This is a genomic window from Flagellimonas eckloniae, assembly GCF_001413955.1.
Lineage (GTDB): Bacteria > Bacteroidota > Bacteroidia > Flavobacteriales > Flavobacteriaceae > Flagellimonas > Flagellimonas eckloniae.
Genome location: NZ_LCTZ01000002.1, coordinates 623,701 through 640,349 on the forward strand (window position 1 = coordinate 623,701; position 16,649 = coordinate 640,349).

Genomic DNA, 16,649 nt, shown 5'->3' on the forward strand with positions numbered 1-16,649 from the left:
TCGAATATATTTTAATTATTTAACATATGTAGAAATGAATTGTGTCGATTAACGATGTTTTTTGCATTTGGGCAGATGTTTTTTTAATGATGCCAAGGGAAGTCCTTTTTAAAAGCGGTTGCAACTATTTGGGTTTTTCCAGTGCGCCTAAAAATACCTGTAGGGTTGTGGGAAAGTCTATGAAAAAGGAAAAGTATCGGTTCGGTTTTAAGGAGAGTATAAATTGTAGCGGTATTTCTATCGTATAAATAGTTTTTTTGTTTTCAAAATTCACAAAGCCCCAACTGGCCTAGGTCATTGGGGTTTTCTTTTCTTTTTTGCCTTATTATATAAAAATCTCAACATCAGCTTTTTAGACATTGACTACAAAAGTTGCAACACGACACAACAAAAAGTAGGTTAAAACTTACAAATTATAGTTTTTTGACGCCCAGATAACCATTTACCAAATCCAAAGTCAAAAAGCTATGAAATCCAACCCTATAAAACTATATCAAAAGGGAATCGTATTGTTCTTGTTTGCATTGCCTGTGCTAACAACAGCGCAAACCAATGCATCGCAACCTTCTGGCTCAGGTACTTCAGGAGATCCGTATCAAATTTCTTCACTGGCCCATTTATCATGGCTTGCCCAATCAATTGGAGCTTGGAGCAGCTATTTTGAACAGACCACGGATATAGATGCCTCTGAAACCCAATATTGGGATGATAGCGATGACAATAACGATGGTGATCTGTACAATGACCCAAATGACCTTACCAGTGATGGGAACAATGAAGGTTTTTCCCCTATTGGAAACAACAGCACCCGCTTTGAAGGAATTTATGATGGTCAGGGTCATATTGTTGATGGCTTGTTCATTGACCGCCCCGTTACGGATTATGTGGGTTTTATTGGTAGATCAAATTATATCACAATAGGATCGGATTCCAGCTCTATTTTAGACTTGGGAATAACTAACTGTAATATTACCGGAGAAGATCAGGTAGGAGCCTTAGTTGGACTAAGCAAGCATAACATAATCGGTTGTTATGCGACTGGTATGGTTTTTGGCGATCAGATTGTGGGTGGTTTACTAGGCGAATCCAATCAGAATATTGAAAAATCATACACAATGGTTGCGGTATCAGGTTCGTTTATGGTGGGTGGTTTGGTGGGTTTTTCCAATGAATCAATCGAAAATTCATATGCAACTGGAGCGGTATCTGGACCATTCTATGTGGGCGGGTTAATTGGCAACTCATTTTTTGGGGAAAATGATATATTCTGGGATACAGATACTTCAGGACAGAGTACCAGTGGTGGTGATGCTGTGGGCAAGACAACAGCAGAAATGCAACTCGAAGAAACTTTTACCAATTGGGATTTTAGTACAATCTGGAAAATTGATGGGTTAAACAACGGGGGCTATCCATACCTGCAATGGCAGCAGTTTGACCCTGAGGTCACCACTGCTCCGGTTTCGGATATATCACAGACCACCGTAACGGCAAATGGCAGTTTGGACAACCTTGGAAACCCAGGTGCCACGGATCATGGGTTTGAGTTGTCGACAACATCGGATTTTTCCTCTGGCACCACCATTTTTGGCCCCGGTGCTCCCAGTGCCACGGGCAACTATACACAGGCATTTAGCGGTTTGTCCGCTGGCACTACCTATTATGTACGTGCCTATGCCACCAATAGCGCTGGCACCGTTTACGGAACCGTGGAAAGTTTTACCACACATATTGTGCCCACTAGTTATACGGCACCCTCCGGTTCGGGAACGGAAGCGGATCCCTATCAGATTTCCAACCTGCAGGAACTGTTGTGGATAAGCCAGACCCCGGATTCTTGGGACACGTATTATGAACAGACCGCGGATATAGATGCCACGGCTACCCAATTTTTGGATGATAGCGATGACAACAACGATGGTGATCCGTACAATGACCCCAACGACCTTACCAGTGACGGGAACAACGAAGGTTTTTCTCCTATTGGAAATAACAGCACCCGTTTTGAAGGAATTTATGATGGTCAGGGTCATATTGTCGATGGTTTGTTCATTGACCGTCCAGGGACAGATCGAGTAGGTTTTATTGGTAGATCAAATTATATCACAATAGGATCGGATTCCAGTACAATTTTAGATTTAGGGATAACCAACTGCAGTATCACAGGAGAGGATGAAGTTGGTAGTTTAGTTGGTTCAAGCCAGCATAATATAATCCGTTGTTATGCAACCGGAACGGTTGAGGGAGATAGGTATGTAGGCGGTTTAATTGGTCAATCCCATCGTAGTATTGAAAATTCTTTTTCAAGGGCATCTGTATCCTGTCCAGATGAAGTTGGGGGTTTAGTTGGCCAATCTACTCGGGATATTGAAAATTCTTTTTCAACGGGAGTGGTATCGGGTTCATCTTTCGTAGGCGGTTTAGTGGGGCTTCAAACAAATGTTTCAACAGATTGTTTCTGGGATACACAGACTTCAGGGCAAAGCAGCAGTCACGGTTCTGAAGTTGGAAAAACGACTTCGGAAATGCAACAACAGACCACCTTTACCAATTGGGATTTTAGCACGGTCTGGAAAATAGACGGGATAAACAATGACGGATACCCGTACCTGCAATGGCAGCAGTTTGATCCTGGGGTAACCACTGCAGCGGTCTCGGACATCTCACAGACCACCGTAACGGCAAATGGCAGTTTGGACAACCTTGGAAATCCAAGTGCAACCGATCATGGGTTTGATATAGGCTTAGACGCCAATTTTGATTTTAAGGCAACCTATTCATTGGGTGCCCCTTCCAGTACTGGCAATTTTTCCTTGGCAATAACCAATTTACAACCAAATACGGAAAACTTTATACGCAGTTGGGTAAGTTCGGATTCAGGAACCATCTATGGTGAAACTGTAAGCTTTACCACGCATATTGTGCCCACCAGTTATACAACACCTTCTGGCACGGGCACGCAAGCGGATCCCTATCAGATTTCCAACCTGCAGGAACTGCTGTGGATAAGCCAGACCCCAGACTCGTGGGACATGTATTTTGCACAGACCGCGGATATAGATGCCACGGCGACCCAATTTTTGGATGATGCGGATGACAACAACGATGGTGATTTGTACAATGACCCCAATGACCTAACCAGTGACGGGAACAACGAGGGTTTTTCTCCTATTGGAAATAATACTATTCCTTTTGCGGGTCATTACGATGGCTTTGGATATGCCTTAAACAATTTTTATATTAATCGAACAACACAGGATATTGTTGGTTTATTTGGTCAAATTATCAGTTTTGAAAGTACCTTGGCCAATATCCAGATGTTGAATGTTGCTATTACAGGCGCGGATATCGTTGGTGGGCTAGTGGGTTTCAATGCTGCCCAAATTACCAATGTCCATGTATCTGGTCAAGTATCTGGAGGCATGGGTGTTGGTGGGATTGTTGGTTATTCGGCCTATGAGGTCGAGATAAATGGAGGGGATGTTACCCATACAAAATCTAGCATAAGCATCAGCTATAGCTCAGCAGATGTTTCGGGAACAAGCCATACAGGAGGGCTTGTTGGCTATAACACGGGGAACATTACTAATAGCTATGGTAGCGGGAATGTGAATGGAGATACTACCGTAGGGGGTTTGATAGGTACAAATGAATTGGGGGACATTGAGAACACTTTTTCCATTTCTACTGTTGACGGAACAACCGACGTAGGGGGTCTTATAGGAAAGGAATTGACTTCGATTGACCTTGGAGGATTTACTTTTTTGACTGGGGGGACAACAGATTCTTTCTGGAATACGGAATCTTCAATGCAGGGCACCAGTGCTGCTGGAAATGGAAAGACAACAGCAGAAATGCAACAACAGGCCACCTTTACCAATTGGGATTTTGGTACAATCTGGAAAATAGACGGGATAAACAATAACGGATATCCGTACCTGCAATGGCAGCAGTTTGATCCCGAGGTTACCACGCTTGCAGTTTCTGATCTAACAGCTACTTCCGTTACCGTAAATGGTGCTATGGAGAATTTAGGGAATCCACAAGTTACGGAACACGGCTTACAGCTGGGAGAAGATGCCGGTTTTATAACTAAAGGAACAATTGTGTTGGGTGCACCTTTGGACACAGGTAATTTTATAGCGGGTTTTAGCGAACTAGATCAAAATACCACCTATTATGTACGCGCTTTTGTAAAAGACGCTTTTGATGTAATTCACTACGGCGATACCGTTGAATTTACCACATTGACAGATATAACAGCTCCTACGCCAAGTCTTCAGAACGTACCCGCTGTTGTGGATGGGCCTTTTACATTGGAACTGGTATTTGATGAGGAGGTAAGGGATTTATCTCCAAGCCCTATAACTGTAGCTCCAGATGCAAATGGTCTAAGTATGGCTACTTTGGGAGATTTGGTCACAGTCATTGAGGGCTTTTCCTATACCATAGAAGTGACCCCAACTATAGAGGGTGAACTTCGCTTTTCTAATGAAAATGTTGGTATGGCCAGAGATTTGGCGGGGAACAATAGTAATCCTTTAGAGGAGGTCACCGTCATATATGATATTTCTGCTCCAGAGTTGCAATCCATTACCTTAAGTTCCAATAATGCAGGCTCAGCAAGTTTTGCTAGAGCAGGGGATGAGGTTTATCTGGATTTTGAATCGGATGAACCCTTAATGGATGCCATAGGAAACATTCATAGTACGGTGGTTACATTTTTTAATGTTGAGACTAATTTGTGGAGGGGCATATTACCCATTACAGAAAGTGCGTTGGAAGGAAACGTTACGTTTGAATTGTTTGTGACCGATTTGTACGATAATGGTTTGTTTGTAGAGAATACCTTGGATGGCAGCGCAGTTACCGTTGATGTTACAGCGCCAACAGTAGTTTGCCAGCCTATGACCATTGCTTTGGATGACTCGGGGAATGCCACTATTTCGGAAGAAGACATTGATAACGGTTCGTTTGATGCCAACGCCATAGTAAGTAGGTCCATTGATGTTACAGCATTTACCTGCGAAGATTTAGGGGAAAACGAGGTAAACCTAACTGTGACCGATGTGGCCGGAAATTCCAGTAGTTGTTCTTCGGTGGTGACCGTTGTTGACAATGTACTGCCTGTAGTTTTGACCACGGATATGGCCATAGTACTTGATGCAAGTGCAACTGCCCAGATTACTGCAGAAGATATCGACAATGGTTCTTCAGATAATTGTGGTATTTCAACATTGCAGTTGGATATAGACAGCTTTACCGCAGACGATCTTGGAGAAAATATAGTAACGTTAACTGCAATTGATAGTAGTGGGAACAGTATTTCAGGTACTGCAACCGTTACTGTTTCGGTTTTGGATGATGATGGTGATGGCGTACCAAACTTTGAGGATGATTGCCCAGATACACCCAATGGAACGGCTGTGGATGGAACAGGTTGTACAATTCCGGAGTTGGAAATTAACGATTTTGTGGTTGAGATGTTGATTGCTTCCTGCGCAGAAAGTGCGGACGGTGCATTAACAATTAGTGCCATCAATACGGATTTTGGATATGAGGTGAGTTTTGAAGGCCTGGACACTTTTGGTTTGAATGTTTCCGAAGGCTTTTCAACAATTATTGAAAATTTATCGGCAGGTTCCTATAATATTTGTTTTGCCATAGCAGGATTTCCACAAACGGAGGTGTGCACCACAGCGGTAATTACGGAACCTGAGCCACTTTTGGTAACAAACACGTTCAATACTGAATCTGGAGCTCTTGAGCTTAGTTTATCAGGAAGTAATGCATATACGATAACCTTAAATGATGAAGATTTTGACGTAACTGGCAATAGTTTCTCCACAGTACTTTCAGATACTTTAACGAACCTCAGGGTAAGCACAGGTTTTGACTGCCAGGGAATTTATGAAGAAGAGCTAATAGTTTCGGAGGAAATGCTATATGGGCCAAACCCAACGGATGGTATTCTAAATATTTATATTCCCGGAACGGACACCCAGGTTAGGATTGCAGTACATAATTTTTCAGGAAATATGGTTTTATTGTCTGACTATGAAGTGACCGAAAATAGAATGTTGGAATTGGATTTAGGGTTGCTCAGTGCTGGAACCTATATGATATCGATAGAAGGTGAAACAGTGCAAGAAGCCTTTAAAATAGTTCGTTTATAAGGGAAGTCTAATCATGTGTTTTGGCAGAACTGGAAACCAGCCTATTGATTTCTTTTAATTCGGTTTCTGTTAGATGTCGCCATTTGCCTATTGGAACATCGAGGTTGACATTCATGATCCGTACACGTTTTAATTTCCGTACCCGATAATCCAGATGTTCGCACATTCTACGGATTTGACGGTTAAGACCTTGGGTTAAAACAATTCGAAATTGGTTTTGTCCCAGTTGCTCCACTTCACATTTTCGGGTCACGGTATCCAGGATTGGAATCCCATTTCGCATTCTCTTTAGAAAATTTGGGGTAATGGGTTTGTTTACGGTCACCACATATTCCTTTTCATGGTGATTTCTGGCACGGAGTATCTTGTTTACAATATCGCCATCGTTGGTCATAAAAATTAGACCCTCGCTGGGCTTGTCTAAGCGCCCAATGGGAAAAATGCGCTTGGGGTAATTGATAAAATCAACGATATTGTCCTTTTCAACCCTGGTATCCGTGGTACAAACAATACCAATGGGTTTGTTAAAAGCTAAATAGACTGGTTTTTCCTTGGGTTCGGAGATGAGCTCGCCATCAACGCGAACCTCATCCAAAGAACTTATTTTGGTCCCCATCTCCGGTACTTTTCCATTAATGGTCACACGGCCTTTATCAATAAGTTTATCGGCAGCACGTCTGGAGCAATAACCTACTTCGCTCAAATATTTATTGATTCGGGTTTCTTTCATAGGGTAAAAAGCATTGCTAATATCGCAATCTTAAAGAAACAAAAGGATGATTCTCTTCAGAATTCTTTGCAAAGTTATTTTGAAGACCATTTTTATTTTAATTCCAATTCACAAATTTGAAAATTACCATTTCTATATCCGGTGATAATTAATTTATTGCCATTTGGAGCCCAATTGGGCAACGTGTCACCATCTTCATTTGTGGTAATTCTCACTTGATTTTTACCATCGGAATCCATCACATAAATTTCTGGCCTTGTACCCTCCATGGAAGTTACGTAGGCAATTTTTGAACCATCACTGGACCAAGATGGGCAAAAATTATGTTTTGGCCAATGGGTCAATCGCTTTCCGGTCCCATTCGTAATAGTATAACTATATATTTCATCATCTTGATTATTTGTCTCCTTTCGCGAAAAATAAACAATCTTACTTCCATCTTTGGACCATTTTGGATAGTTGCTCCTTTTATTGGAATTTGTTAATTCGTTTACCTTTCTTCCCTTACGGTCAAGTAAAATAATATTGGTGATATCTTCTGATTCTTTGAGACCTACGGCAATTAATTTCCCGTCTGGAGAAAAATTTCCAAATAGAGGCTCTCCTTTCACAAAGTTTGTGATTTGTTTGGTCTTCAAATACCTTAAATTCAGCGTGTAGAGTTCATTTTCACCATTTCGGGTTGATTCAAACAATACCTTTTTTCCACTCGGATGCCAAGTAGGTCTTCTATCATCGGCTTCATTAAAAGTTAATCTCCTAACGTTGTTTCCGTTGGAATCCATTAGATAAATTTCCCAATTCCCATCTCTGTTGGATTCAAATACAATTTTCTCACCAGAAGGGGAATAGGACGCATATCGATCATCGAAGGAGTTATCTGTTAAGCACCTTTCATTTACCAATTTTGTTTGGGAGAATGTTTTGATTGGATTAACTAGAAAAACAAACAAAACTATTATAAGTACACATTTTACCATGAATCTGTTCTTAATACCATTAAATATATCCTGTAGCTGTGTTGCTCTAAAAAAAATCATTTTTTTTATGATTTTTAAGGAATATAACTTAATTAAACCTAATCACTCATTATATTATACCAAATTCTAATTTAGTAATTGAAAGCGATATTGAGTAAGGTATATTTGGACACGAGTTTCCACAATTATGAAAAGATCTTTTTTAATTTTATGTACTATACTCTGCTGGAAAACGAGTATTGCTCAAAAAGTCACTTATAACCCTGATTATATAAGCACTAATTTTCCTGGAAAAGTTACCAAGGTAGAGCAAACAGGTACAGAAACAATTCTGCACTTTAGCATGAAAGCCCCTATTGGAAGTAGATTTTTGATAGCTGCCCGTACGTATATAGAGAATTCGGGGGAGGATACTGAAAGGCTGTATATTAAAAAATCTGAAGGTGTTAACATATCCGAATGGTTCCAAATATCACATTCTGGTGAAGTCAGGTATAAATTATATTTCCCCGCTTTAGGGAGGGATGTTAAAAAAATAAACTATGGCGAATCCAACCCCAAAGGCAATTGGTTCATTTATAAACTTGATCTGATCAAAAATGGTAGGGGTTTCATTAAAAACTCCAGTGAACCGATGTATGCGAATGGCGAAAGAGTGTTTTTTGGCAATAAACACATTGAAAATGACGACTATGCCTCTACTGGAGAGCGTACCATGCTTCCAAAAGATTTACCAAAAGCTTTTTTTGGCAATTGGTATGATAAACATGGCACATTAATTTTAATCACCACACCAGATTATATAGTCTCAAATTCAAGGGTTCAATACTATCAAAACATTAAACGGACAGGGAACATCAATTTCACCATAAAAACTAATAGGGGCAGTTTGGAAGTCTTGAATATAGAAGGAGATATTATGACCATAAGGCAAGATAAATTAAGTACCTTAAAAAGAAAACCCAGTAATAATATTATTCTGGGGTTTATGAAAGGTGAATGGTTGCATTGGCAAAGAGTGAAGAGAATTACCATTACGGACGACTACTTTTATAATGATGATAGGGGGTCGATGGGCGTCTATGATGTTATAAAAAGCCGCATAGACCATGTTGCAATATCACATTCTGGAGATATAATCTGGTTTGTTCTATATAGAGAGGGAAACTATCAGCTCTATACGGCACGCAAAACAAACGGTAAATATATATTGACTCCTAGAGGTTATCCAGGGGCTAGATACACAAAAATTAAAAATTAATCCTAGATTATTTTATTTGAAACTGAAAAAGACATTCCTAATATTGGTATTGCTGGTTCCAATACTATCATCCGGACAGGGAGTGAGTATACTACCATCCGAGCTTGATGAATCAATTTTAGGAAGTTGGGTAGATGCTCAAAAGGAAGTTGTACTAATCATAGCAAGAGACTATATCGTTGTCAAAAATGAGCTGTTCTATTACAATGATATTGTAAAAGAAAAAGAAGTTTTAAATGTTATAGGAGTAAATAATGACAACATAAAATATTTTAGTCTTTCAATAATTGATACAGCCAAAATTAATTTGGATGAGGGCTATGCGATAAGTGGGCTAACTAAAGTAAAGGCCAACGGTCTTAAAAAAATACCTGAAATACTTCAGGGAAATTGGTATGGCTCTGAGGACAGAATAAGTGTATTGGATGATTCAGTGGTTTATTTGGGCGAACCTTACAGGTTGGTTTATGGTATTTCAGCCAATGGAATAAACTATTCCCTTATTTTATATAAGGAAGGAGAATACTATTATTCACATAACTTTATTAATGACGAGGGTCATTTTTTGAGTATGGGTTTTTTAATGATTGACGCCTTAAAGAAAGAATCCTTTTTTAAGAAACACAGTACCAGTCTTATTTCTCTTGGTATAGTCCTCTTCCTTATAGTAAGTTATTTTCTTTTTAGGTGGAAAATGGCAATTACTGCAAAGAAGGAAGCTGCTAAGCGAAAATTTATGGAAATGCAGCTTAAAAGTATCCGTTCCCAAATGAACCCTCATTTTTTGTTCAATGCGTTAAGCGCAATTCAAAACCTTATAAACAGAGGGGATAGTGATAAGGCAAATCATTATTTGACTGAGTTTTCCCAACTAATGCGTTTAACATTGGATAAATCGGAAAAAGGTCTTGTTCTTTTGCATGAAGAAATTGATTCTATCAGGAAGTATTTGGAGCTGGAAAAATTACGCCTATCCTTTGACTACGAAATCGAAATATCCCCAGATTTGGATATACATCAAATTGAAATTCCAGCAATGTTGATCCAACCCTTTGTGGAAAATGCCATTATTCATGGTCTTAAGGAAAAAGAAGGCGATAAAAAACTGAGTGTTGAATTCAAAATTGTGGACGAAAAATTAACTTGTCTCATTAGGGACAATGGAGTAGGCATTGATACTTCGCAACCCAAAACCAATATGGGCGTAAAAAGAAAGAAGTATGGATTAAAACTAGCCCAAGACCGAATTGATTTAATCAATGAGAGCTATAAAACCGATGCAAAAATCAATATAACCAACATCTCTAGGCAAAATAAAGAAGATACAGGAACTCTTGTTGAAATTTTAATGCCCTTACGGTATTGATGGACCAATTTTAGTTTGAAAAGAAAAATGACAATTAGAAGCATTTTAGTGGACGATGAAGAGCATAATTTAGAAAACCTAAATAGGTTATTGGAAAAAAACTGTTCATGTGTGGAAGTTATCGGAGTGGCCACTTCGGCCCAACAGGCAATAAAACTTATAGCAAAACAACAACCGGATTTGGTTTTTCTGGACATTGAAATACCTAAAATGAATGGTTTTGAAATGTTGGAATCCCTGGAAGAGGTAAATTTTGAAGTCATTTTTGTAACCGCATACAATCAGTATGTACTACAAGCTATAAAGTCTTGTGCTTTGGATTATTTAATGAAGCCTGTGGCAATAGCGGAGCTACAGGAAGCAGTATCTAGGGTGTCCCAAGTAGTTTCAGAAAAAAAGGAAAACCAAAAATTAAAAGTTTTGGTACAAAATCTGAAAAATTTAAATCAACCTAAAAAAATAGCCCTTCCAACCGCAGAGGAACTTTTTTTTGTTTCTATAGTGGATATTATTAGATGTAAAAGTGAAAACAATTACACCATGTTTTATCTTACCAACGGTAGTTCTGTTTTAGTGTCCCGAACATTAAAGGAGTGGGACGATTTACTTTCCCCGTATCAATTTATTAGAACACACCAATCCCATTTAATCAATAGTATTCATGTTAAGTCATTTGTTAAAAAAGATGGTGGTTATATCTTAATGAAAGATGGTAGCACGATAAGTGTTTCTAAACTTAAAAAAGAACAGACCTTGAATATGCTCTCCTCCATAAAATAATTCTAGACCAAATAGGCGGAATACTAAATAAATGTAGTTCAAGACTAATACGTGTTCTTAAATGTAATTGACATCCAATATATTTAGTACTCAGTTATTTCATCAATCAATAATCTAGTAACACAAAGATTCTTTTTTGCAAAATCGAGGCCTACTCACTAAATTCTTGCACTCTGTTGGGATAAAAGCTTTGTATACAATACGTGTAGGTTGAATTTGAATAGAATGCAGTAGTTAAACAAAAAATCTTACATCATGGAAAAAACAACAATCGCAAAAACTATTTCCCTTAAAAAACAATTGGTAAAGGATATTGAAACACTATCGGAAAAAGAGAACAGAACATTTAGTAACATGGCAGAAACACTTATGCTCATGGGCTTAAAAAATTCAAAGCTTCAAATATAAATGTTTAATGTGTTGGGTTTGGGATTGAATTGAGCACAAAACCAAGATCATTGTACAAATCACCCCAAAATGAATTCTAATCGAATAAGATAGATTGCTAAGTAAATCGTATTGATAGCTAATTGCTGACTTACTAAGTTCATCTCAAATATTAGGTTTGTCCGGCATAAATTAACCAAAAGACGAACCATCAATCATGCGTGTATTTTTTACAATAGTAGTATGCTTTATTAATTTTTCCTTTTCCCAATCCAAATCTTTTGAAATTTCCGGAACCTTAATCTCAGAGGTTGATAAACAACCCATAGAATCTGCAACCGTATATCTTCAGCAAGTAAAAGACAGTTCATTGATTACGTATACAGTTTCTAATCAGCAGGGAAAGTTTCTGCTAGAAAACAATGGTAATGTTGCAGAGGCCGACCTCTATGTATCGCATATAGGGTATCAAACGTATTACAGGCGAATACAAATAAATCAATCTATAATAAATGCAGGCGAAATTTCGCTTATGATCAATACAAATGTATTGGATGAGGTAGTTGTAAAGTCCAGTGCACCCATAACCATAAAAAAAGATACTATTGAGTTTAACGTAAAATCTTTTAAGGCAAAAAAAGATGCAAATATTGAGGATTTATTAAAAGAACTCCCCGGTTTTGAAGTGGATGCAGATGGAAAAATAAAAGTAAACGGTAAAGAAATGAATAAAATACTGGTGAATGGAAAACCGTTTTTTGGAGATGACCCCACTATTGCCACAAGAAATTTAAGCAAAGAAATTGTAGAGAAAATACAAGTGTCCGATACCAAAACAGATTCGGAGGCCTTTACGGGAGAGGAAGGTGATAGAACAAATAAAACCGTGAATCTGGTTATAAAAAAAGAAAATAACAAAGGTATTTTTGGACGTTTTGCAGCTGGTGTTGGGACCGACAAGCGCTATGAATTTGCAGGGATGTTCAACACTTTCAATGATGATTTGCAGTTTAGTGTTTTAGGCGGGGGCAATAACATTAATTCACCAGGTTTTAGTTTTGGGGAGATCAGAAAAATGTTTGGGGGATCCTACAATATTAATAGACAACTATTCTATGACAAAGGTGAAGGCGTATCGACTTCAAGAAATACCGGCCTAAATTATGCCGATGATTTAGGAGAAAAAGTAGTTATTTCCACAAACTATTTTGCTTCCAATGTTGATTTAGATAACATTAGAATATCAGAACGTGAAAATATACTGCCAGATAACAGATTTTTCACCAATTCCAGTTCCAATACCAATTCAAATATTGAAGAGCATAGTACAGAAACAAAATTGCAAATAAAAGTGGACTCTACCTTGCAAATCATCGTAGAGCCTAAGTTCAGATACGCAATGAGCACAAACACTTCCAACAATGCTGAAGAATCTTTTGATGAGGACCAATTATTGATCAATGAATCCATTAGCGGTTCGTTCACCGAAAGGAGAGAAAAGTTCTTTTCAAACAATGTGAATTTTACAAAGCGCTTTGGAAATAAAGGCTCTTTTTTAAAACTTGATATTTTTAACAGAAACACTAAAACAGATATTGAAGATATATTTAATTCTCAAGTTGATGTGTACGGGGACGACCCAGAAAATATTACAAGAAATCAATTAGGGATGGAAGAGAAGAATGATGATACATTTATTGCTGGAATGTCGTACAGGTTGCCAATCAAAGGAAAAGAACTGTCAATGGATTTCAAATACGGCTACAGGAACAATATACAGGAAAATTTAAAAAACTCATTTGATTTTAATGAAGTAACTCAAGAATACGATACGGACATCAATGTAGACCTAAGTTCGGATTTTGAGTATAAAAACATTACTAGCACACCAGGCGTAAGCTTACAGTATAAAAAAGAGAAATGGTCTTCCTCTTTAGGTATGGATTTGATTTTTAGAACATTGGAGAACAATGATTTTCTAAGACCTGGTTTTAACCTAAGTCGCAATTTTAATGCAGTTACAGTAGCCTATAGGTTAAATTATAGAAGTCCTAAATCATCTTTGGGAGCTGGTTATAATTTAAGAAACAATCCTCCCCAATTAAATCAATTGCAAACCTTTATAGACATTACTAATCCACTGGAAATTGTTGTTGGTAATCCAAGTTTAAAACCTTCCAATAACCATGACTTTCACATGTATTATAATGCGAATAATTTTCAAAAAGGTAGAGACTTGTACACATATGTTAACGCACAGATACAGAATAACAGTATTACGGTGAAACGTACAATAAACGAAAACCTAACCCGGGAAACTACTTATGCCAATGTAAATGGTGGTTATAGAGTAAACATGTATATGGGTTATAACAAAAAAATTAAAATGGATACCTTGAAAACAATCCAATTTAATTTTGGTTTCAACCCTGAACTTAGAAGAGTTATAAATTTTAATGGTGATATACAATATGCTAGCTTGTCAAAAACATTATCACCAAGTTTGGGTACCAGATTTGTATGGAAAGACATTACTGAACTGGGGATAAATTATAGGTTATCCCTAACTCAAAGTAATTTTGATATTGATGGTTTTGATGATCAGAATTTTTCAAATCACTTACTGTTTTTAAGGACAGCTACTTTTGTTCCTAAAAATGTTGAGTGGCGCAATGAGATAACATATACCTATAACCCAGATGTAGCAGATGGCTTTGAAAAAAGCGCTTGGTTTTGGAACTCTACATTGGCCTATTCTTTTATGAAAGATAGAGCAACGCTGACCCTAAAGGCCTATGATCTACTCAATCAAAACACGAATGTTCGAAGAATTACGAATGAATATTTTATTGAAGATAGACAAAGTAATGTTTTACAACGATATTTTATGCTGGGTTTTAGTTGGAAATTCAATACCCTAGGGAAGGCAGGGGAAGTTAGGGATAGTGGGTACCGAATTATTAATTAATGGTTGCTGAAAGAGGAACTGCCCAAAATTCCATTGGTCTAAAAGGCTTTTGAAATTTTAACTGCACATATCAAACTACTTTTTATTATTTTTTTAAGTTTCGTTTAAAATGGATGACATAGGTAGCATTGAAACCAAAGTTTAAGTTTGGATTCTTAAAGTTGAAGTTGTTTCGTGTTTGGGTTATAAATGCGCCGTCTTCTATCCTTTGGGCGTTTGTCAGCATAAATTGAAGCATTATATCGCCAAGCTCCCAATTCACCCCTAAAGCGAAAGGTCCGTAAACATCAAAAGATTCAATTGGGTTTGCTGTGTAATAGTATTCAGAGACCAATGATAAATGGCTACCCAGTTTATACCTTCCACCAAAACCAATGGCAAAATGACTCTTGGAATCATCCGTTGAAGACAAATTTGCCCTGTGCACAAGGGTAGGGGCAATTTGCAGTGAAAAATCTTGCGAAAACTTTTTGGCTATCAGTACTTGGGAAGTGAACCCTAACCTGTCCGAAAAACTTTCTGTGGTTCCTGGAAATGCACTACTGTTGTAACTTGAATTTTGTAGTAGTGTTATGCTAAAAGGAGATCCTTGTCCATCGTCCCGTTGCCGCACCAATTTATATTTTAAATAGGCATCAAATAATCCATCAAAGGAAGTGCCACCTGCACCAAAGGAAAGTCTATCCGAAATTCCATACTCCAATGCAATTCGCGAGCTTAACCTATCCACAAAAAAACTTTGCGTTCTGGTTTCTGGAGTATTCCAAAACCTATTGGCAACAAAAATTTCCAAGATGCCTTTTTTTCGTGTCTCTATGGAATGACCAATGGCAATTCGGGTCATTTTAAATGTGGCAGAAGTATACTTCGGCACATTTTCCTGTTCATTTTCAAGAATACCCAAAAGGTCTTGGGTGAATGAAAACTGGATACAGCCAAAGACCATAAAAACCGTAAGTAAAATTCGTTTAGTTTTCATAAGGCTCATATTCAAATCTAAAATTAACGGATATCCTTTCAGCAATGTTCCCTGCCAAAAGCGGCGGTATTTTTATTTCGTAATCCTTTACCAAAGCTTCAAAAGTACCTGACAAGACATAGTTGCCCTGCTGTTTTTCTATTTTGGTTTTGATTTCCAATTCTTTGGTAACACCATGCATGGCAAACACACCTTTTATGATTCTGGTTTGTTCATCCTCCATGGTGGGGTCAAAATCAGCAATAGTCCCCTGGAAAGTAGCTTTGGGATAGATATCCGATTCTATATAACTTTCGTTAAAATGTTCTCGCATCAAGGCTTTTTCAAAAATAAAGGCATTCATGAGCATACTTACAGCGATATCCAGGGTACCCAAATCTATAATGCTAAGCACCTGATTGTTTTCTGCCTTTATGTGTTCAACGGATGTATATGAAAAAAAGGAAACCTGTCCCTGCCGGGCAATTACTTTTTCTTGCGCATTGGTTATCCCATGCGACAGCAAAATAATAAAAGGCAGTAGTAATCTATTCATTGGTTTTTCTATCTGTAATAACACAATTCAAAAAAACGGCATCCTTTAAGAATCCCTTGAAAATTCCTTTAATTCGAATTGTATCGGTTGGTCCAAGGCCTTCAAGACCTTCTTTCTGATTGGGTTGCATGTCGCAAATTATAATCGATGTTTTTGGGTAATTACCTTCAAGTAATACGGTAACACGTTCATTTTTAGTGTTGATTTCTTTTATGGCCCCCTCAAATTCAATAATGCTTTCAGCCTTTAAAAAAGTTTCATCTTCTGCGGCGAAATGTAGGAGCAATGTTTCCGCGTTTAAAAAAAGCTCAGGTTCAGCTTCCACCAAATCTACATAGTCAGGTTTATTAAAAATGTATAAAGCTCCAATGCCAAAACTTAAAATTAGCAATAAAACCCCAACCAAGAACTTATCAGTTTTTCCAAGCATACCATCCAAAATTACCGTTTTCTCATTTCTTTGTTGGCTCCCGACTCTAAATTCATA

11 protein-coding genes are annotated in these 16,649 nt (G+C 37.8%); 6 read left to right on the forward strand and 5 right to left on the reverse strand.

The window, feature by feature from the left end; all coding sequences use genetic code 11:
* Nucleotides 1–467: 467 nt before the first annotated feature.
* Nucleotides 468–6,176, forward strand: a complete 5,709-nt coding sequence (locus AAY42_RS02755) for a GLUG motif-containing protein (protein WP_055392474.1) — start codon at nt 468–470, stop codon at nt 6,174–6,176.
* Nucleotides 6,177–6,183: 7 nt separating this feature from the next.
* Here the strand turns inward: AAY42_RS02755 and rluF are convergent, their stop codons facing one another.
* Both rluF and AAY42_RS02765 read right to left on the reverse strand, forming a co-directional pair.
* On the reverse strand, nt 6,184–6,906 hold the full coding sequence (gene rluF, locus AAY42_RS02760; RefSeq protein WP_055392475.1) for a 23S rRNA pseudouridine(2604) synthase RluF: 723 nt from the start codon (nt 6,904–6,906) through the stop codon (nt 6,184–6,186).
* A gap of 92 nt (nt 6,907–6,998) precedes the next feature.
* Nucleotides 6,999–7,946, reverse strand: coding sequence for a PD40 domain-containing protein (locus AAY42_RS02765; RefSeq protein ID WP_055392476.1), 948 nt, complete (start codon nt 7,944–7,946; stop codon nt 6,999–7,001).
* A 127-nt stretch (nt 7,947–8,073) separates the two neighbouring features.
* Here AAY42_RS02765 and AAY42_RS02770 point away from each other — a divergent pair, with 127 nt between their 5' ends.
* From AAY42_RS02770 to AAY42_RS02785, 5 genes are all read left to right on the forward strand, one after another.
* Nucleotides 8,074–9,147, forward strand: a complete 1,074-nt coding sequence (locus AAY42_RS02770; protein WP_055392477.1) for a hypothetical protein — start codon at nt 8,074–8,076, stop codon at nt 9,145–9,147.
* 16 nt (nt 9,148–9,163) lie between these two features.
* Complete coding sequence (locus AAY42_RS02775; protein WP_139063622.1) at nt 9,164–10,513, forward strand: sensor histidine kinase; 1,350 nt, start codon at nt 9,164–9,166, stop codon at nt 10,511–10,513.
* Nucleotides 10,514–10,540: 27 nt separating this feature from the next.
* The gene (locus AAY42_RS02780) at nt 10,541–11,293 is read left to right on the forward strand and encodes a LytR/AlgR family response regulator transcription factor (protein WP_055392479.1); all 753 of its coding nucleotides are present in this window, start codon (nt 10,541–10,543) and stop codon (nt 11,291–11,293) included.
* Nucleotides 11,294–11,548: 255 nt separating this feature from the next.
* Entirely contained in the window at nt 11,549–11,701 is a 153-nt protein-coding gene (locus tag AAY42_RS18210) for a hypothetical protein (protein WP_175288714.1), read from the forward strand.
* A 196-nt stretch (nt 11,702–11,897) separates the two neighbouring features.
* On the forward strand, nt 11,898–14,648 hold the full coding sequence (locus AAY42_RS02785; RefSeq protein ID WP_055392480.1) for an outer membrane beta-barrel protein: 2,751 nt from the start codon (nt 11,898–11,900) through the stop codon (nt 14,646–14,648).
* Nucleotides 14,649–14,733: 85 nt separating this feature from the next.
* Here AAY42_RS02785 and AAY42_RS02790 read toward each other — a convergent pair whose 3' ends face one another.
* From AAY42_RS02790 to AAY42_RS02800, 3 genes are read right to left on the reverse strand one after another with little or no spacing between them, the layout of a single operon-like run.
* Nucleotides 14,734–15,627 (reverse strand): DUF5777 family beta-barrel protein, encoded by an 894-nt coding sequence (locus AAY42_RS02790; protein WP_055392481.1) that lies wholly within the window; start codon nt 15,625–15,627, stop codon nt 14,734–14,736.
* Complete coding sequence (locus AAY42_RS02795) at nt 15,617–16,162, reverse strand: YceI family protein (protein ID WP_055392482.1); 546 nt, start codon at nt 16,160–16,162, stop codon at nt 15,617–15,619. The genes AAY42_RS02790 and AAY42_RS02795 overlap by 11 nt, the downstream gene beginning before the upstream one ends.
* Nucleotides 16,155–16,592 (reverse strand): OB-fold protein, encoded by a 438-nt coding sequence (locus AAY42_RS02800; RefSeq protein WP_139063624.1) that lies wholly within the window; start codon nt 16,590–16,592, stop codon nt 16,155–16,157. The genes AAY42_RS02795 and AAY42_RS02800 overlap by 8 nt, the downstream gene beginning before the upstream one ends.
* Nucleotides 16,593–16,649 lie beyond the last annotated feature (57 nt).